Here is a 19,013-nt window from a genome sequence, read left to right on the forward strand (position 1 = left end):
CATGACCGAGTCACAAACCGCCTTCGAGCTGCTGCTGGACATCGACCGCCGCTGCCGCCTGCTGGCCGCCGACCTGCCGTCCCAGGAAACCCGCCTGCAACGTTGGAGCGGGATCGGTTTTCGCCTGGGACCGTATTGGTACGTGGCGCCGATGGGCGAAGTCGCCGAGGTGTTGCATGAACCGCGTTGCACCTTGATGCCCGGGGTCAAGCCCTGGGTCAAAGGCGTGGCCAACCTGCGTGGGCGTTTGCTGCCGGTGATGGACCTGGGCGGGTTCCTCGACCTCGGGCTGTCCAGGGCCCGCAAGCAACGGCGAGTGCTGGTGGTGGAATTCAACGACTTGTTTGTCGGGCTGCTGGTGGACGAGGTGGTGGGCATGCAGCATTTCGCACAAGACGCACTGTTGGCGAGCACCGCGCCCACTGCGCCGTTTATCCAGGGCCAGTTCGACAGTGACCAGCTGTGGCAGGTCTTCAGCCCCTTCGCTTTGGCCCAGGCCCCAGGCTTCATGGATGTTGCCGCATGACCACCGCTACCACGCCCAAACCGCAAGCCGCATCGCGCAGCCGTTCGCAGATCATCGTGCTGTTTATCGCGCTGATCGTGTTCATCATGCTGTTGTTCGCCAACTTCGCGTACCTCAATACCCAGTCCACGTACGACAAGCAGTACATCGGCCACGCCGGTGAGCTGCGCGTGCTGTCCCAGCGCATTGCCAAGAACGCCACGGAAGCCGCCGCCGGCAAGGCGGCCGCGTTCAAGCTGCTGGGCGATGCACGCAACGACTTCGCCCAGCGCTGGGGCTATCTGAAAAAAGGCGATACCGAGACCGGCCTGCCGGCTGCACCCAACGCGGTACGCGCCGAAATGCGCGCGGTGCAGACCGATTGGGAAGCACTGCTGAAAAACACCGACGCGATTCTCGCCAGCGAACAGACCGTGTTGTCGTTGCACCAAGTGGCCGCGACCCTGGCCGAAACCGTGCCGCAATTGCAGATGGAATCGGAAAAGGTCGTCGACATTCTGCTGCAACGCGGCGCCCCGGCCAGCCAGGTGGTGTTGGCCCAGCGCCAATCATTGCTGGCCGAACGCATCTTGGGCGCAGTCAACACCGTGTTGGCCGGCGACGAAACCTCGGTGCAGGCCGCCGATGCCTTTGGCCGCGACGCCAACCGTTTTGGCCAAGTGCTTAACGGCATGCTCCAGGGTAACGCCGGCCTGCGCATTGCTCAGGTTGAAGACCACGACGCCCGTGCGCGGTTGGCGGAAATCGCCGAGCTGTTTGAATTTGTCTCCGGCTCCGTGGATGAAATCCTCGAAACCTCGCCGCAGCTGTTCCAGGTACGCGCCTCGGCGAGCAATATTTTCAACCTGTCGCAAACCCTGCTCGATGAAGCCTCGCACCTGGCCACCGGGTTTGAAAACCTCGCCAGCGGGCGCAGCTTTGACACCATCGGCGGCTACGTATTGGGCTTGCTGGCGCTGACCTCGATCATCCTGATCGGCCTGGTGATGGTGCGCGAGACCAACCGCCAGTTGCATGAAACCGCCGAGAAAAACGAGCGCAACCAGAACGCGATCATGCGCCTGCTCGATGAAATCGAGGACCTGGCCGATGGTGACCTGACGGTGACCGCCTCGGTCACCGAAGACTTCACCGGCACCATCGCCGACTCCATCAATTATTCGGTTGACCAGCTGCGCGATCTGGTGGCGACCATCAACCTCACGGCCGGGCAAGTGGCCGGCGCGGTGCAGGAAACCCAGGCCACCGCCATGCACCTGGCCCAGGCCTCGGAGCATCAGGCCCAGCAAATCGCCGAGGCCTCTACCGCGATCAATCAGATGGCCCAATCCATCGACCAGGTGTCGGCCAACGCCGCCGAGTCCTCGGCGGTGGCGGAGCGCTCGGTGGAAATTGCCAACAAGGGCAATGAGGTGGTGCACAACACCATCCACGGCATGGACAACATTCGCGAGCAGATCCAGGACACCGCCAAGCGCATCAAACGCCTGGGCGAATCGTCCCAGGAGATTGGCGACATCGTCAGCTTGATCGACGACATTGCCGACCAGACCAACATCCTTGCTCTCAACGCCGCGATCCAGGCGAGCATGGCCGGTGACGCCGGGCGCGGGTTTGCCGTGGTGGCCGACGAAGTGCAGCGGTTGGCCGAGCGCTCATCCGCCGCCACACGCCAAATTGAAACCCTGGTGCGGGCGATCCAGACCGACACCAATGAAGCGGTTATTTCCATGGAACAGACCACCACCGAAGTGGTGCGTGGCGCGCGGCTGGCGCAAGACGCCGGGGTGGCGCTGGAAGAGATCGAAGGCGTGTCGAAAACCCTGGCGGCGTTGATCCAGAGTATTTCCAACGCGGCGCAGCAACAGACCTCGTCGGCGGGGCAGATTTCCCTGACGATGAACGTGATCCAGCAGATCACCACGCAGACGTCATCGGGCTCGACCGCCACGGCGGAGAGCATCGGCAACCTGGCGAAGATGGCCAGCCAGTTGCGCCGGTCGGTGTCGGGTTTCACCCTGCCACCGCCTAAACAGGTAGACGATTGAAATGCACGCTAGACAACACCCCAGTCCAATTGTGGGAGCTGGCTTGCCTGCGATAGCGGACTGTCAGTTGATCCATCTGCAGCTGACCCACCGCGATCGCAGGCAAGCCAGCTCCCACAGTGGATCTCCATTGTTCTTGGCAACACACGCAATTCACGAATTCTAAGCGGAGCAGTTATGGTTGATCGGCACGACTACGTGGCCCTCGAATGGGTCAAGGGCGACATTGCCGAAACCCTGAAACAGGCCCGTTCGGCGCTGGACGCGTTTGTCGAAACCCGCGACAGCGACGCCATTGCCGAGTGCCTGGCCGGTATCCACCAAGTGCATGGCGCGCTGCAGATGGTCGAGTTCTACGGCGCAGCGCTGCTGGCCGAAGAGATCGAAGCGCTGGCCCTGGCCCTGCAAGCCGAGCGCGTCAGCCAGCGCGATGAAAGCATCCGCCTGCTGCAACAGGCCCTCGGGCAACTGCCGCTGTACCTCGACCGCGTGCACAGCGCCCGCCGCGACCTGCCGCTGGTGGTGTTGCCGCTGCTCAACGACCTGCGCAGTGCGCGCGGTGAAAGCCTGCTGTCGGAGACCAGCCTGTTCAGCCCGCAGCTGTTGTCGATTGCGCCGTTGCCCGACGAGGCCTTGGCCCAACGCACACTGCCGGACCTTCACGAGCAACTGCGCCAGTGGCATCAACTGCTGCAACAGGCCCTGGCCGGTTTGCTGCGTGAGGACCACGGCCCCAGCAACCTGGAAGACATGGCGCGGGTGTTCGCGCGCCTCGAGGCGTTGTGCCAGGGCGCGCCATTGCTGCCGTTGTGGCAAGTCACCTCGGCGCTGGTCGAAGGCATGCTCACCGGCGTGATCGCCAACAGCCCGGCGCTGCGCAGCCTGCTCAAGGCCAGCGACAAGCAACTCAAGCGTCTGCTGGTCCAGGGCATCGGCGGCATTAACCAGCCCGCGCCGGATGAACTGCTAAAAAGCTTGCTGTTCTACGTGGCCAAGGTCACCCGGCCGACGCCGCGCATGCAAAGCCTCAAGGAACGCTACGGGCTGGATGAAGCCTTGCCCGACAGCGCCGTGGTCGATGCCGAGCGTGCACGTTTGGCCGGACCGGACCGCAATGCCATGGGCTCGGTGCTCGGCGCCTTGTGCGAGGAACTGGTGCGGGTCAAGGAGCGCCTCGACCTGTTCGTGCGCAGCGACCGCCAACACACCAACGACCTCGATGCCCTGCTGGCGCCACTGCGCCAGATCGCCGACACCTTGGCGGTGCTGGGCTTTGGCCAGCCGCGTAAGGTCATCATCGATCAACTGGCGGTGGTGCTGAGCCTGGTGCAGGGCCAGCGCGAGCCCAATGACGCGGTGTTGATGGATGTTGCCGGCGCCTTGCTCTACGTCGAGGCCACGCTGGCGGGCATGGCCGGCACCGTCGAGCCGGAGAGCCGCGAAGAGAGCCGCCTGCCCACCACCGACCTGACCCAGATTCATCAATTGGTGATCCGCGAATCCTGCCAATGCCTGCGCCAGGCCAAAGAGCTGGTGATCGATTGCCTTGAGGCCGATTGGGACCGCCAGCGCCTGGAGTCGCTGCCCGAGCTGCTCAGCCAGGTGCGCGGCGCGTTGGCGATGATTCCGCTGCCGCGTGCGGCGAGCCTGATGCGTGGTTGCACCGATTATGTCGATGAACAGTTGATGACCGGCGCTGCGCCACCGCCCGAGGCGCAGCTGGCGCATTTCGCCGACGTGGTCAGCAGCCTGGAATACTACCTGGAACGCATGCTTCAGGACCCCGACGCCGCCGGCGAACGCGTGCTGGAGCTGGCCACCCAAGGCCTGGCTGCACTCGGCTATCTGCCGGTCGAAAAGCCTTGGCGCCAGGCCCTGGCCGCGCCGGATGGCGCCCTGTCGACAGAGATCGCACCGAGCCAGTCCCAATTTGATGCATTGGCCAACCCCACGTCACGCCTGAATCCGCCTGCCCTGCACCGTCCGGGCAGCCTCTTGCCGCCGCCCGTTGGCGAAGAACCTGTCGACGATGAACTGCGCGAAGTCTTCCTCGAAGAAACCGATGAAGTCCTTGAAGTGCTGCACCGCTACTTGCCCAACAGCGCCGACAAAACCGCCCAAAGCGAGATGCGGCGTGCCTTCCACACGCTCAAAGGCAGCGGCCGGATGGTCCGCGCCCTGGTACTGGCCGAGCTGGCCTGGGCCGTGGAAAACCTGCTTAACCGTGTGCTCGAACGCAGCGTGGCGCTCGACGCTGACGTGCAACAGGTGCTGGATGAGGCCGTGGCCCTGCTGCCGGAGCTGATCGCCGACTTTGCGGCCGACGACCAACGCCAGCGCGATGAAGTCGACGCCCTGGCGGCCCGTGCCCACGCCTTGGCCAGCGGCACTCAACCGGCCGCAGAGCCCCATGACCCGATGTTGCTGGAGATCTTTCGCAACGAAGCCCAGAGCCACCTGGAGAGCCTCAACCACTTTCTGCAACAGGCCGCCGAGCATATGCCGCTGCAAGTCAGCGATGAACTGCAACGCGCCCTGCACACCCTCAAGGGCAGCGCCTACATGGCCGGCGTGTTGCCGATGGCCGAACTGGCGCGCCCGCTCGATCACCTGACCCGCGAATACAAGGCCCACCGCCTGCCGCTGGACCTGGATGAAGTGGAACTGCTGCTGGAAGCCGAAGCCCTGTTCCAGCGCGGGTTGCGTCAGCTGGACAGTGATCCGCTGGTGCCGATCAAGGGCGCGGCAGAGTTGATCAGCCGCACGCAAAGCCTGCTCGACCAGCAGCTGCAAGCCTTGCTCGACGCGCCCAACACCGGGCTGCGCATCAAGCGCGACGCGCAGTTGATCAGCAACTTCCTGGCCCAGGGCATGGACATCCTGCTGGATGCCGAAAGCCTGCTGCGCCGCTGGCAGCAACACCCCGGCGAACGCCAGGAACTGACCGCGCTGCTGGACGAGTTGACCACCCTGGGCGAGGGCGCGCACATCGCCGACCTGCACGCCATCGACGAACTCTGCGAAGCCTTGCTCGACCTCTATGGCGCTGTGGAAGAGAGCAGCCTGGCGGTCAGCGAACGGTTTTTCCATGAGGCCGAACAGGCCCATGAAGCGCTGATCAACATGCTCGACCAACTGGCGGCCGGCCAGGAAATCAGCCCGGCGCCGGCTCGGGTAGACGCCCTGCGCGAACTGCTGGACGAAGCCCTCGACCCGTCCGCCACCGGCCTGATTAAAAGCGACGGCGGGCGCGCCCCAAGCATCTCCGAACTGGGCGCTGCCACGGCCCGGTTGGGCCAGGACACAGCGATGGACGACGAGATCGTCGAGATTTTCCTGGAAGAGGCAGTCGACATCCTCGACAGCGCCGGGCAGTCGCTGAAACGCTGGCTGCTGGAACCGGACAGCGCGGCGCCGTTGTCGTCGTTGCAGCGGGACCTGCACACCCTCAAGGGCGGCGCGCGCATGGCCGAAATCGGCCCGATTGGCGACCTCGCCCATGAGCTGGAATGCCTGTACGAAGGCCTGGTGGACCGCCGCTACAGTTACTCGACCGAACTGTCCCAAGTATTGATGGCCAGCCATGAGCGGCTGGCCTTGCAGCTCGATCAATTGCAAGACCACCAACCCCTGAGCGACTCCAGTGATTTGATCGCTCAGTTGCGCGCGTTGCGCCAGAACAACGCGCCCGCCACTGCGCCCACAGAACCTGAAACCGCAGCGGCTGATCCCGAGTTGCTGGATATCTTCCTCGAAGAAGCCGCCGATATTCTCGACAGTTCAAGCAGCGCGTTGCTGCGCTGGCAGGCCGAGCCGAGCAATCGCCAGGAGGTGGAAACCTTGCTGCGCGACTTGCACACCCTCAAGGGCGGCGCGCGCATGGTCGAAATCGGGCCGATTGGCGATTTGGCCCATGAGCTGGAGTTTCTCTACGAAGGCTTGTCTGCCGGTTTGCTCGCGCCGTCGCCGGAACTGTTCGCCTTGCTGCAAGGCTGCCATGACCGCCTGGCGCAGATGATCGACGCGGTGGCGGGCGGTTTGCCGGTGGGGTCGGTGGATAAACTCATCAAGCGCATCAGAAGCCTGGTGCACCCCGGTGATGAGCCGCTGGCGCCCGTAGCCTTGCCGGCCGGCAAGGCCGAAGCGGCGGTGGACCCCGGCGCCGACATGGTGAAAATTTCCGCTGACTTGCTTGATGATCTGGTCAACCTGGCCGGTGAAACCTCGATCTTCCGTGGCCGTATCGAGCAGCAGGTCAACGACGCGCGTATCGCGCTCAACGAAGTCGAAACCACCATCGAGCGCATGCGTGACCAACTGCGCCGCCTCGACACCGAAACCCAGGGCCGCATTCTCAGTCGTCAGCAGGCCGAGGCCGAGCGCCTGGGTTATGAAGAATTCGACCCGCTGGAAATGGACCGTCATTCGCAGCTGCAGCAGTTGTCGCGCGCGCTGTCCGAATCGGCCTCCGACCTGCTGGACCTCAAGGAAACCCTCGACCGTCGCAACGGGGATGCACACAACCTGTTGCAGCAACAGGCGCGCATCAACACCGAGCTGCAGGAAGGCCTGATGCGCACGCGCATGGTGCCGTTCGAACGCATGCTGCCGCGCCTCAAGCGCATCGTGCGCCAGGTGGCGGAGGAGTTGGGCAAGGACGTTGAATTCGTGGTCGGCAATGCCGAAGGCGAGATGGACCGCAACGTGCTGGAGCGCATGGTGGCGCCGCTTGAACATATGCTGCGCAATGCCGTCGACCATGGCCTGGAGTCCCGCGAGGCGCGCGTGTTGGCCGGTAAACCCGAGAAGGGCCGTATCAGCCTGGACCTGACCCACGAAGGCGGCGATATCGTCTTCGACATGCGCGATGACGGCGCCGGTGTGCCCCTGGACGCGGTGCGGCGCAAGGCGATCAAGCGCGGCCTGCTCGCGCCTGATCAAGACATGAGCGACCGCGACGTGTTGCAGTTCATCCTGCAGCCGGGCTTTTCCACCGCCGAAAAAATCACCCAGATTTCCGGGCGCGGCGTGGGCATGGACGTGGTGCACGAAGAAGTGCGCCAGCTCGGTGGCTCGATGTTCATCGACTCGACGCCGGGCGCGGGCGTGCACTTTCGCATTCGCCTGCCGTTTACCGTGTCGGTCAATCGCGCGCTGATGGTGCAATGCGCGGACGACCAATATGCGATCCCGCTCAACACCATTGAAGGCCTGGTGCGCGTGTTGCCCCATGAGCTGGCCGGGCACTATCAGCAAGATCCGCCGCGTTACGAATACGCCGGCCAGCGTTATGAATTGTTCTATTTGGGCGACCTGCTGCACACCGTCGCCCGGCCCAGACTGCTCGGCCAATACCAGCCAGTGCCGGTGCTGCTGGTGCAATGCAACGAGCGGCGCGTGGCGGTGCACGTGGACGCCATGGCCGGTACGCGCGAGATCGTGGTCAAGGGCCTGGGGCCACAGTTTGCCGGCGTGCAGGGTTTGTCCGGGGCGACCATTCTGGGTGATGGTCGCGTGGTGCTGATTATCGACTTGCTGGCGCACATTCGCGCCCGCCAACCGGCGTTGCCGGCCCAGTCGGTGGACGCGCCGCTGATCCTCAACGACCCGCTGAAAAAACGCCCGCTGCTGGTGCTGGTGGTAGACGACTCGGTCACCGTGCGCAAAGTCACCAGCCGCCTGCTGGAGCGCAACGGCATGAACGTGCTGACCGCCAAAGACGGCATCGACGCCATCGCGTTGCTCGAAGAACACACCCCGGACCTGATGCTGCTCGACATCGAAATGCCGCGCATGGACGGCTTCGAAGTGGCGATCCAGGTGCGCAACGACCCACGCTTGATGCGCCTGCCGATCATCATGATCACCTCGCGCACCGGCCAAAAACACCGCGACCGCGCCATGGCCATTGGCGTCAACGACTACCTCGGCAAGCCGTACCAAGAGTCGGTGCTGCTGGAAAGCATCGCCTACTGGAGCAAGTCCCATGCTTGACCACCGCACCAGCCAACTCACCGGCCTGCTGCTGCCCCTGGCCGACCGCCACCTGGTGCTTCCCAACGTCGCCATCGCCGAACTGATCGACTTCCAGCGCGGCGAACCGGCCAGCGACGCACCGCCGTGGTACCTGCGGCAAGTCACATGGCGCGACCGGCAGTTGCCGTTGATCAGCTTTGAAGCCGTGTGCGGCGAGGCCAGCTTGACCGGCGAGCGCTCGCGGATTGTGGTGCTGAACGCACTGGGCGGGCGGCCGACGTTGAAGTTTATTGCGATGGTGATTCAGGGCATTCCGCGTTCGTACAAGCTGGATAGCCAGTTGAGTTACGTGGACGTGCCGCTGTGCCCGCTGGAACTGGCAGCGGTGCAAGTGGGGGAACATGTGGCGAAGGTGCCCGACCTTATGGGGCTTGAAGCCTTGTTGGTCGAATCCGGCCTGGCCTGACCATAAGCCTTGTGAAGATCCAATGTGGGAGCTGGCTTGCCTGCGATGGCGGCCTGTCAGTTACTGCATCAACAACTGACCCACCGCTATCGCAGGCAAGCCAGCTCCCACACTGAATTGTGTTCGGCCCAAGATGATGATCGTACCTTTTCGCCATTTTGATCTGCTCATGATGCGGATTGACCGCTCACATGTCGGAATGGGATGGAGTTGCTGTAGGCGAGTTCTGCATTTGGATTAGCGGGTTTTCAGGTTTGAGTGGAGTGGCTAGTTTCTGCACTCCATCACTGCCAGCAAGGATCCGAAAATGGCCGTACCGTTTCTGCGTAATTGCCTGCTTGTGGTCTGCCTTATCTATATCGGCGTCAGTTGGATCATATCTCCCGGAACACCGGATCTGGATCAAGTGGTGTTGAAACATTCATTGGGCAACGGCACCTCGATCTATGGTGCGCGAGACGGCCAGGGCGGTGCGACCGTAGGATTTTCCTACAGGTACTACGTCCATGAGGACTTGGGGAGTGATCAGGAAATACTCACCGCATTAGTGTCTGCACATCCTTTTCTGAAAACCAAAGAGCCCGATGTTCAAGTGAGTGATGAAGGCGGCGCGCTGCACCTGATTATTCAGGGGAGGGTGTATGAGTACCACAGTTATGCGCTGGAGGGACTTGGAACGGTCAAGGTGATGATGGCTTTGTGATGGGCCAGTCTTCGGATTTTTCCTGCAAGATTTCGGGCTGTGCATGAACTTGTTGCGGGTAGCCATGGCGGCTAGTCTTCGTCCCGTCATCGAAAAAACGGTGACACGGACGTGCAAGTCCGACGAAACTGTTTAGGCGTAAAAACGCCCAGCCAACCACGGGCGTTTTTTGTGCTCGCTGCTTTATGGCGGCTGCGCGCAGGAGGTCTTCGGACCTGCTGGGTGTCCTAAACAGGCCCGGTCTTGCACACCTGCGCACGGTCGCCACCCTCATTCGCGTGCAAGCGAACGGTGGCGCTCCTTACTAACTGTTTAGGAGTTTCATCATGGTCAAACCTACCCCCAATCCACCTGCTTCCAAGCTTTTCACCGTACACCCCCATCAGAACACTGAAACCCTGCTGGTCAACGCCAGCGAAACTTTGTCCTCGCTAAACGCCATGACCTGCAATCTGGCCTTCAACCTGGACACCTCCCAGCGCGCAATCATGCTCGGCATTCAGCAAATGGCCGAGTTGAGTCAGTTGCTGGTCGATAGAGCGCTGGAACACGTCAGCCCTGCGCCGGTAGGTTGAAGCGGTCCCAAACAGGGACCGATTTTTAACAGACACCACCGAACAAATGTGGGAGCTGGCTTGCCAGCGATGGCGGCGTGTCAGTCGACATCTTAATAGCTGACCCACCGCTATCGCAGGCAAGCCAGCTCCCACCTTTCGATCTTCATTCGGCTCGGATCCAGTATTTGCTGATTGATCATTTCCAATATCCCATCCCCTTAAAACTTGATCGTTCCCAAAAAGGGACCTATCGTTCCCTTTTTGGGACTCTTTGGCCGCTGCCATGCAAACCTTGCCGCTCAGCACTGCACTCTTCACCAACACTCAGCAGAAAGTGCTGGGCCTGCTTTTCGGCAAGCCCGATCAAAGTTTCTTTACCAACGAGATCGCGCGCTGGGCCCAGGTGGGCAAGGGCAGCCTTACCCGCGAGCTGGAGCGTTTGCAGTTGGCGGGTATCTTGAGCATGACGCGCCAAGGCAATCAGACCCATTACCAGGCCAACCCCCAATGCCCGATTTACTCGGAGTTGTTGGCCATCGTGCGCAAGACCCTGAGCCTGGATGAACCCCTGCGCAATGCATTGGCACCGTTCGCCGAGCAGATAACCTGGGCCTTTATCTACGGCTCCATCGCCAAGGGTGAGGCGCACTCATCCAGTGACATAGATCTGATGCTGATCGGCGAAAGCCTCAACTACAGTGAAGTCATGGAGCAGCTCATACCGCTGGAAGAGCAACTGGGCCGCACCATCAACCCAACGCTTTACACCCCTGAAGACTGGATCGGCAAATGGAATGCCGGGAACAGTTTTGTGCAGCGGGTCGTGCAGCAGGACAAGATCAATCTGATCGGGGGCAACCCCCTGGAATCCATGGATGGACAGCAAGGCAAATCTGGAAAATCTGCAACGTAGCGGTGGCTTGAAGGCTGAGCCGCCGGATCGCAAGGAGTGTGACGGGCTGATGCGCTCGGCGCGGGATCGGTTAAGGGATGCGGGTAACCCACAGCTATCGTTCGCCAGTCGTTTCGACTTGGCCTACAACGCCGCCCACGCCATCGCGCTCACGGCCTTGCGCCTGCAAGGGTATCGTTCTGACAAACGCTATCTGGTCTTTCAATGTCTGATTCACTCCGCCGACGTGAGCAGGGTGCAGGTGAGGTTACTGGCGTTATGTCATGAGCGCCGAAACCTGGCGGAATATGAAGGGTATATGGATGAGGATGAGGCGTTGCTTGGGCAGTTGATGGGGGGCGCGATGTCTCTGCTGAATAGAGTGGAAGATGTGTTGGCTGTGCGTCAGTGGCAATGACGTGATTCTTCGCAACACCGCCAATCAAATGTGGGAGCTGGCTTGCCTGCGATAGCGGTAGATCAGCTGCAGATATGTCGACTGACAGTCCGCAATCGCAGGCAGCGAGCTCCCCCATTTTTAATCTTTGTTCGGCTTGAGTCCGCGATTGCTGACGATCCATTACTCCAACCGTAACGATCCGCCGTTGGGCTTGATTGATACCCCCCACGTTCACTCCTAAGGTACAGCCCACGACAGCAAACCCCGTGGAGCGACCATGACAACAACCATCACCCCCGACTCGCGCTGGACGCGGCGGCGCGACGAGAAACAGCGGCGCCTCGGGCTGGTCAAAAAATACGCAGACGGGGCGGTGTTGCCCAGTGACAGAATCGTCGAGGCCCTGGAAGCGCTGATTCTCCCTGGCGACCGCGTGGTGCTGGAGGGCAACAACCAGAAGCAGGCCGACTTCCTCTCGCGCTCCCTGGCCAAGGCCGACCCGGCCAAGCTCCACGATTTGCACATGATCATGCCCAGTGTCGGCCGTTCCGAGCACTTGGACCTGTTTGAAAAGGGCATCGCCCGCAAGCTCGACTTCTCTTTCGCCGGCACCCAATCCCTGCGCATCAGCCAGCTGCTGGAAGACGGCCTGCTGGAAATCGGCGCGATCCACACCTACATCGAACTCTACGCGCGGCTGGTGGTGGACCTGATTCCCAACGTCGTGCTCTCGGCCGGTTTCATGGCTGACCGCGCCGGTAACATTTACACCGGCGCCAGCACCGAAGACACCCCGGCGTTGATCGAGCCTGCCGCGTTCAGCGATGGCATCGTCATCGTGCAGGTCAACCAGTTGGTGGATGACGTTACCGATTTGCCCCGCGTCGACATCCCCGCAAGCTGGGTGGATTTTGTGGTGGTGGCCGACAAGCCGTTCTACATCGAGCCGCTGTTCACCCGCGACCCGCGCCATATCAAGCCGGTGCATGTGCTGATGGCGATGATGGCGATCCGTGGCATCTATGAAAAACACAATGTGCAGTCGCTCAACCACGGCATTGGGTTCAACACCGCCGCCATCGAGTTGATCCTGCCGACTTACGGCGAATCCCTCGGCCTTAAAGGCAAAATCTGCCGCAACTGGACCCTCAACCCGCACCCAACCCTGATCCCCGCCATCGAAAGCGGCTGGGTGGAAAGCGTGCATTGCTTTGGCACCGAACTGGGCATGGAAAACTACATCGCCGCGCGGCCTGATGTGTTCTTCACCGGCCGCGACGGCTCGATGCGCTCCAACCGGATGTTCTGCCAGCTCGCCGGCCAATACGCCGTGGACCTGTTTATCGGCGCCACTCTGCAAGTGGATGGCGACGGGCATTCCTCCACCGTCACCCGTGGCCGCCTCGCCGGGTTTGGTGGCGCGCCGAACATGGGCCACGACCCGCGCGGCCGTCGGCATGGCACCCCGGCCTGGCTGGACATGCGCCACGACGACGCGCCGCAAGCCTTGCTTGAGCGTGGCAAAAAGTTGGTTGTACAAATGGTCGAAACCTTCCAGGAAGGCGGCAAACCCACTTTCGTCGAGACCCTCGACGCCGTCGAAGTGGCGCGCAAAAGCGGCATGCCGCTGGCGCCGATCATGATCTACGGCGACGACGTCACCCACCTGCTCACCGAAGAAGGCATCGCCTACCTGTATAAGGCGCGCTCGCTGGAAGAGCGCCAGGCGATGATCGCCGCCGTCGCTGGCGTCACCGCCATCGGCCTGCGCCACAACCCCAAGGACACCGCGCGCATGCGCCGCGAAGGTCTGATCGCTTTGCCTGAAGACCTCGGCATTCGCCGCACCGACGCCACCCGCGAACTGCTGGCCGCCAAAAGCGTGGCCGACCTGGTGGAGTGGTCCGGTGGCTTGTACAACCCGCCCGCCAAGTTCAGGAGCTGGTAAATGCGCGCCCTTAAACTGCACGAACTGAGCCTGGCTGATCGCCTGGCGGACATGGCCGTCGATGCGCTGATCGATGAGGCCGACTTGTCGCCCAAACCCGCCTTGGTGGACCGCCGCGGCAATGGTGCCCACAGCGATTTGCACCTGGGGTTGATGCACGCTTCGGCGTTGTCGCTGTGGCCGATGTTCAAGGAAATGGCGGAAGCCGCGCTTGAGTTCGGCGAAGTGGGTTTGCCTTTGCGCGAAGCCCTCGGGCGCATCGGCCGTGAAGGCGAGCAGGCGATGCTCACCACCACCAACGGCGTGAACACCCATCGCGGCGCGATCTGGGCCCTCGGTTTGCTCACTGCTGCTGCGGCGCTGGAGCCACGCAGCGTCACGCTGACGGCGGCCAAGTTGGCACTGCTCAACGACCGCTACGCCCCGCAGCCGCTGAGCCACGGCGCCCAGGTTGCTCAGCGCTACGGCGCACGCGGTGCCCGTGAAGAAGCACAACTGGGCTTCCCGTCCGTGATGCAACGTGGCCTGCCGCAACTGCACAAAAGCCGCCAGCAAAACGCGGGTGAGCAGAACGCACGCCTGGATGCCTTGCTCGCGATCATGACTGACCTGGCCGACACCTGCGTGCTCTACCGCGCCGGCACCGAAGGCCTGCACGCCATGCAACGCGGCGCCCAAGCGGTGCTGGACGCAGGCGGCAGCGCGACCCTCGCCGGTCGCCGCCAATTGCACGAACTGGACGACCAATTGCTGGCCCTGAATGCCTCCCCCGGCGGCGCCGCCGACCTGTTGGCCGCCTGCCTGTTTATCGACCGCCTCGACGGAGCGTTTTGATGGAAACCTTATCCTTTGAATTCCCCGCCGGGCAGCCGCCCAAAGGCCGTGCGCTGGTGGGTTGCGTCGGCTCCGGCGACCTGGAAGTGCTGTTGGAACCGGGCACGCCCGGCACGCTGACCATTCAGGTGCAGACCTCGGTGAATGGCGCCGAACAACGCTGGCAGCATCTGTTCGAGCGGATCTTCCAGGAGCACACGCCGCCGGCGTTGAAGATCGATATCCACGACTTCGGCGCCACGCCCGGCGTGGTGCGTTTGCGCCTGGAGCAAGGCTTCGAGGAGATCGGCCATGACTGACTTGCTCAGCAAACACAGCTTCGTTGAATTGGGAGCACGGCAGCGGGCCAAGGCCTTGCTCGACGCCGGCACGTATCGCGAACTGATCGACCCCTTCCAACGCGTGATGTCGCCCTGGCTCAGCCGCCAAGGCGTGGTGCCCCAGGCCGATGACGGCGTGGTGATCGCCAAAGGCAGCATCGCCGGAAAGCCGGTGGTGGTGGCCGCTATCGAAGGCAACTTCCAGGGCGGCAGCCTCGGTGAAGTCGGCGGTGCAAAAATTGCCGGTGCCCTGGAGCTGGCGGCTGAAGACAACCGCAAGGGCATCCCGACCGGCGCGGTGCTGTTGCTGGAAACCGGCGGCGTGCGCTTGCAGGAAGCCAACCTCGGCCTCGCGGCGATTGCCGATATCCATGCGGCGATTGTCGACCTGCGCCAGTACCAGCCGGTGATCGGCGTGGTGGCCGGCAGTGTCGGTTGCTTTGGCGGCATGTCCATCGCCGCTGGGCTGTGCAGCTACCTTGTGGTCACTCGCGAAGCACGCCTGGGCCTGAATGGCCCGCAAGTGATCGAGCAGGAGGCAGGCCTGGAAGAATATGACTCCCGCGACCGCCCGTTTATCTGGAGCCTCACCGGCGGCGAACAGCGCTTCAACAGCGGCCTGGCTGACCGTTACGTGGCGGACGATGTGGCGCAGATCCAACAGACGGTTACCGCGCTGTTGCAACAAGGTATGCCCGAACACCCGCGCAGCCGTCAGGCCGATTTCTACCTGACGCGCCTGACCGAGCTGGACGCCACGCCGCAAATCGACGCGGCGACGGTGCGCGACCTGTACCAAGGAGATCGCTCATGAGAGGCCTGCAGTGGTTCAACGCATTGAGTGCCGGCGCCACACCTGTGGACGGTTTGCCGGCCTCGCTGAAAGTCGCCGACGGCGTATTGGGTGAGCAAGCCGTGCGCTTCATCGCCGTGGTCACCGACGCGCACAACCGTTTCCCGCGGGCGCGCAATGGCGAAGTCGGCCTGCTCGAAGGCTGGGGCCTGGCCAAAGCCGTGGACGATGCCATCGCCCGTGGCGACAAGCGCCCGATCATCGCCATCGTCGATGTGCCCAGCCAAGCCTATGGCCGTCGCGAAGAAGCCTTGGGCATCCATCAAGCCCTGGCCGCCGCCGCCGACAGCTACGCCCGCGCTCGGTTGGCCGGGCACCCGGTGATTGCGCTGCTGGTGGGCAAGGCCATGTCCGGCGCGTTCCTCGCCCACGGCTACCAGGCCAACCGCCTGATTGCTCTGCGCGATCCCGGCGTGATGGTGCATGCGATGGGCAAGTCGTCGGCGGCGCGGGTGACCCTGCGCAGTGTCGAAGAGCTGGAAGCCCTGGCCGCCAGCGTGCCGCCGATGGCCTACGACATCGACAGTTATGCCAGCCTTGGTTTGCTCTGGGAGACGCTGTCGGTCAGCCAGATTGAACACCCCACGGCGGACGATGTGGTGCGCGTCAGTGATTGCCTGCTGCACGCCATCGACGATGTCGCGGGCCCCGATTTAAAAGGACGCCTGGGCGCCACCAACCGTGCTGCTTCCAGCCACGTACGCCAACTGCTGCGGGAGCAATGGTGAACGCTCACGATTTGCTCTGGGGCATGGCCCCGGCGCATCTGCCCGCCGACGCGCCGGCTTGGGTGTTGGAGGCTATCAACGCCGGTCATCCGGTGGTGGTGCGTCGCGCCATCGCCGAGCCGGGCCGGGTGGCCGTCGGCGTACGCGGGCGTTTGCGTGAGCAGCGGTTTGCGGCCGTGATGCCTGTCGCGGCGGTGCAACGGCGAGTAGTGCCCGAGGCGCTGCGCGCTGTGACTTCATCACGGGATTTACCAGCGTTGCGCGCGCTCGATCTACTGCGGCCAGTGTTGGCGCAGGAGACGTGGGGCGTCACGGGCAGCGCGGGTTTTGAGTTGGCCAGTGGAGTTGAAGCACTGCATGCGCAGAGCGACCTGGATTTGATCCTGCGCACGCCCCAGCGTTTGGAGCGCGGTGATGCCGAGGACCTGCTCGCGATATTGGACACGGCGCCGTGTGCCGTGGACCTGCAACTGCAAACCCCGTTTGGCGCCGTCGCCTTGCGCGAGTGGGCGGGAGGCTCGCACCGAGTACTGCTGAAAACCGTCAGCGGCGCGCACTTGGTGGTTGACCCGTGGCAGGCGGTGGCATGAGCAGCCTTCTGGTATTTCCGGGGCAGGGCGCCCAGCGTACGGGCATGCTCCGCGCGCTGGCGGCCGACGTTCTGGATGAGGCCAGTGATGCCTTGGGTGAAGACGTTCGCCTGCTCGATTCGGCGCAAGCCTTGGCGAGTACGCGTGCTGTTCAACTGTGCCTGCTGATTGTCGGCGTGGCCCATGCCCGTCAGCTGCAACACACGCCGGATTACGTGGCGGGCCTGTCCATCGGCGCCTACCCGGCGGCAGTTATCGCGGGCGCCCTGGCGTTTGCCGACGCGGTAAAACTGGTCAGCTTGCGCGGCGAGCTGATGCAAAACGCTTATCCACAAGGCTTTGGGATGACCGCGCTGATCGGCCCTGAGTTATCCACAGTCGAAAACATACTGAGCGACATACACAGCCCGCAAACGCCGGTGTATTTGGCCAACATCAACGCCGATAACCAAACCGTGATTGCTGGCAGCGATGCGGCGATGAAGCTCGTCGCAGCGCGCATCAAGGGCAATGGCATCGCCAAGCGCCTGGCGGTCAGCGTGCCGTCGCATTGCGCGCTGCTGGAGGCGCCTGCCCAGGCGCTGGCGCAAGCATTCGTCACGCTCAAGGCGCCGCGCATTACCTACCTGAGCAGCGCCCGCGCGCGGCCGATTCACAACCCCGAGCAACTGCGCGACGACCTGGCCTTCAACATGTGCCGCATCGTCGATTGGCGCGGCACCGTGCAAAGCGCCTACGAGCGTGGTGTGCGCCTGCAAATCGAACTGCCGCCGGGCGCGGTGCTCACTGGCCTGTCACGCCGCGTGTTTGAGCAGGGCACGGTGATCGCCTGCGAAGGCGCGCGCCTGGACACCCTGCAGGCACTGCTGCAAGAGGAGGAACGCCGCCACCGATAAAGCTCCACCCAAGGCTTTCGAAGCACAAAAACAACAATTTCGATGAAGCACTTTGAGGACAACAACGATGATTATTTATGGTGTGGCCTTGCTGGCGATCTGCATGTTGGCGGGAGTGATCCTCGGCGACATGCTCGGTGTGTTGCTGGGCGTCAAATCCAATGTGGGCGGCGTCGGGATCGCCATGATCCTGTTGATCTGCGCGCGCTTGTGGATGCAAAAACACGGTGGCATGACCAAAGACTGCGAAATGGGCGTGGGCTTTTGGGGCGCCATGTACATTCCGGTGGTGGTGGCGATGGCCGCGCAACAAAACGTGGTGACCGCGCTGCACGGCGGCCCGGTCGCTGTGCTGGCCGCCATCGGTTCGGTGGTGGTCTGCGGTTGCACCATTGCCCTGATCAGCCGCACGCACAAGGGTGAACCCCTGCCCGCCGAAGAGCCGCTGATCGCTGCTGCGGGAGGTCGCTGATATGTGGCCTCTGATTGAAAAAGGTTTGGAAAATAACAGCCTGGTCACCGCGTTTGCCTTCGTCGGTGTGGTGATGTGGGTTTCCGTGGTGCTGTCCAAGCGCCTGACGTTCGGGCGCATTCATGGCTCGGCGATTGCCATCGTGATCGGGCTGGTGTTGGCCTGGGTCGGCGGCACACTCACCGGCGGGCAAAAAGGCCTGGCGGACATGGCGCTGTTCTCCGGCATCGGCTTGATGGGCGGCGCGATGCTGCGCGATTTCGCCATTGTTGCCACCGCGTTTGAAGTGCAGGCCACCGAGGCGCGCAAAGCCGGGCTGATCGGTGTGATTGCGTTGCTGCTGGGCACCATCCTGCCGTTCATCGTTGGCGCGAGCATGGCCTGGGCGTTTGGGTATCGCGATGCGATCAGCATGACCACCATCGGCGCGGGTGCCGTGACTTACATCGTTGGCCCTGTGACCGGTGCGGCGATTGGCGCGACCTCGGATGTGATGGCGCTGTCGATTGCGACAGGGTTGATCAAGGCGATTCTGGTGATGGTCGGCACGCCCGTGGCGGCGCGCTGGATGGGCCTGGATAACCCGCGCTCGGCGATGGTGTTTGGTGGGCTGGCCGGTACGGTGAGTGGGGTGACGGCGGGGCTGGCGGCGACAGATCGGCGGCTGGTGCCGTATGGGGCGTTGACTGCCACTTTCCATACCGGGCTTGGGTGTTTGCTTGGGCCGTCGTTGCTGTACTTCATCGTGCGCGGTTTAGTCGGCTAATTGCTGTTGGTGTTGAGGGCCTCATCGCGGGCAAGCCC

At 62.9% G+C, this 19,013-nt stretch carries 17 protein-coding genes; all 17 read left to right on the top strand.

Annotation, left to right across the window (positions count from 1 at the left end; translation table 11 throughout):
• Position 1 precedes the first annotated feature (1 nt).
• The 17 genes from L8K08_RS21375 to madM all read left to right on the top strand — a co-directional run bounded on the left by L8K08_RS21375 (position 2) and on the right by madM (position 18,975).
• A complete protein-coding gene (locus L8K08_RS21375) occupies positions 2–526 on the top strand; it encodes a chemotaxis protein CheW (RefSeq protein ID WP_119737459.1) in 525 nt (174 codons plus the stop codon).
• A complete protein-coding gene (locus L8K08_RS21380; protein ID WP_145157715.1) occupies positions 523–2,574 on the top strand; it encodes a methyl-accepting chemotaxis protein in 2,052 nt (683 codons plus the stop codon). The genes L8K08_RS21375 and L8K08_RS21380 overlap by 4 nt, the downstream gene beginning before the upstream one ends.
• 177 nt (positions 2,575–2,751) lie before the next feature.
• Positions 2,752–8,568, top strand: a complete 5,817-nt coding sequence (locus tag L8K08_RS21385; RefSeq protein ID WP_242199824.1) for an Hpt domain-containing protein — start codon at positions 2,752–2,754, stop codon at positions 8,566–8,568.
• Positions 8,561–9,016 carry a chemotaxis protein CheW gene (locus L8K08_RS21390; protein WP_242199826.1) on the top strand — a complete coding sequence of 152 codons (456 nt, stop codon included), beginning with the start codon at positions 8,561–8,563 and terminating at the stop codon, positions 9,014–9,016. The genes L8K08_RS21385 and L8K08_RS21390 overlap by 8 nt, the downstream gene beginning before the upstream one ends.
• Before the next feature lie 307 nt (positions 9,017–9,323).
• On the top strand, positions 9,324–9,719 hold the full coding sequence (locus L8K08_RS21395) for a hypothetical protein (protein WP_242199827.1): 396 nt from the start codon (positions 9,324–9,326) through the stop codon (positions 9,717–9,719).
• Positions 9,720–10,045: 326 nt separating this feature from the next.
• The gene (locus tag L8K08_RS21400) at positions 10,046–10,294 is read left to right on the top strand and encodes a DUF6124 family protein (protein ID WP_242199828.1); all 249 of its coding nucleotides are present in this window, start codon (positions 10,046–10,048) and stop codon (positions 10,292–10,294) included.
• A gap of 265 nt (positions 10,295–10,559) precedes the next feature.
• The gene (locus L8K08_RS21405) at positions 10,560–11,189 is read left to right on the top strand and encodes a nucleotidyltransferase domain-containing protein (protein ID WP_242199829.1); all 630 of its coding nucleotides are present in this window, start codon (positions 10,560–10,562) and stop codon (positions 11,187–11,189) included.
• Positions 11,152–11,586: a hypothetical protein gene (locus tag L8K08_RS21410; protein ID WP_242199830.1), complete on the top strand. Its 435-nt coding sequence runs from the start codon at positions 11,152–11,154 to the stop codon at positions 11,584–11,586. The genes L8K08_RS21405 and L8K08_RS21410 overlap by 38 nt, the downstream gene beginning before the upstream one ends.
• A 259-nt stretch (positions 11,587–11,845) precedes the next feature.
• The gene (gene mdcA / locus L8K08_RS21415; RefSeq protein WP_145157701.1) at positions 11,846–13,516 is read left to right on the top strand and encodes a malonate decarboxylase subunit alpha; all 1,671 of its coding nucleotides are present in this window, start codon (positions 11,846–11,848) and stop codon (positions 13,514–13,516) included.
• The gene (locus tag L8K08_RS21420; protein WP_242199831.1) at positions 13,517–14,350 is read left to right on the top strand and encodes a triphosphoribosyl-dephospho-CoA synthase; all 834 of its coding nucleotides are present in this window, start codon (positions 13,517–13,519) and stop codon (positions 14,348–14,350) included.
• On the top strand, positions 14,350–14,649 hold the full coding sequence (locus L8K08_RS21425; protein ID WP_056857713.1) for a malonate decarboxylase subunit delta: 300 nt from the start codon (positions 14,350–14,352) through the stop codon (positions 14,647–14,649). The genes L8K08_RS21420 and L8K08_RS21425 overlap by 1 nt, the downstream gene beginning before the upstream one ends.
• The gene (locus tag L8K08_RS21430; protein ID WP_242199832.1) at positions 14,642–15,484 is read left to right on the top strand and encodes a biotin-independent malonate decarboxylase subunit beta; all 843 of its coding nucleotides are present in this window, start codon (positions 14,642–14,644) and stop codon (positions 15,482–15,484) included. Before L8K08_RS21425 ends, L8K08_RS21430 begins: the two co-directional genes overlap by 8 nt.
• Positions 15,481–16,251: a biotin-independent malonate decarboxylase subunit gamma gene (gene mdcE / locus L8K08_RS21435; protein WP_242199833.1), complete on the top strand. Its 771-nt coding sequence runs from the start codon at positions 15,481–15,483 to the stop codon at positions 16,249–16,251. Before L8K08_RS21430 ends, mdcE begins: the two co-directional genes overlap by 4 nt.
• Complete coding sequence (locus L8K08_RS21440; protein WP_242199835.1) at positions 16,245–16,841, top strand: malonate decarboxylase holo-ACP synthase; 597 nt, start codon at positions 16,245–16,247, stop codon at positions 16,839–16,841. The genes mdcE and L8K08_RS21440 overlap by 7 nt, the downstream gene beginning before the upstream one ends.
• Positions 16,838–17,737: a malonate decarboxylase subunit epsilon gene (gene mdcH, locus L8K08_RS21445; protein WP_242199836.1), complete on the top strand. Its 900-nt coding sequence runs from the start codon at positions 16,838–16,840 to the stop codon at positions 17,735–17,737. The genes L8K08_RS21440 and mdcH overlap by 4 nt, the downstream gene beginning before the upstream one ends.
• Positions 17,738–17,804: 67 nt before the next feature.
• Positions 17,805–18,209 (top strand): malonate transporter subunit MadL, encoded by a 405-nt coding sequence (madL, locus tag L8K08_RS21450; protein WP_106575654.1) that lies wholly within the window; start codon positions 17,805–17,807, stop codon positions 18,207–18,209.
• A gap of 1 nt (position 18,210) precedes the next feature.
• Positions 18,211–18,975 carry a malonate transporter subunit MadM gene (gene madM, locus L8K08_RS21455; RefSeq protein ID WP_145157686.1) on the top strand — a complete coding sequence of 255 codons (765 nt, stop codon included), beginning with the start codon at positions 18,211–18,213 and terminating at the stop codon, positions 18,973–18,975.
• The last annotated feature ends 38 nt before the right edge of the window (positions 18,976–19,013 follow it).

It is taken from the genome of Pseudomonas sp. TREG-RG-20F-10-E-6-01 (assembly GCF_022662455.1).
In the GTDB taxonomy this organism is placed as follows: domain Bacteria; phylum Pseudomonadota; class Gammaproteobacteria; order Pseudomonadales; family Pseudomonadaceae; genus Aquipseudomonas.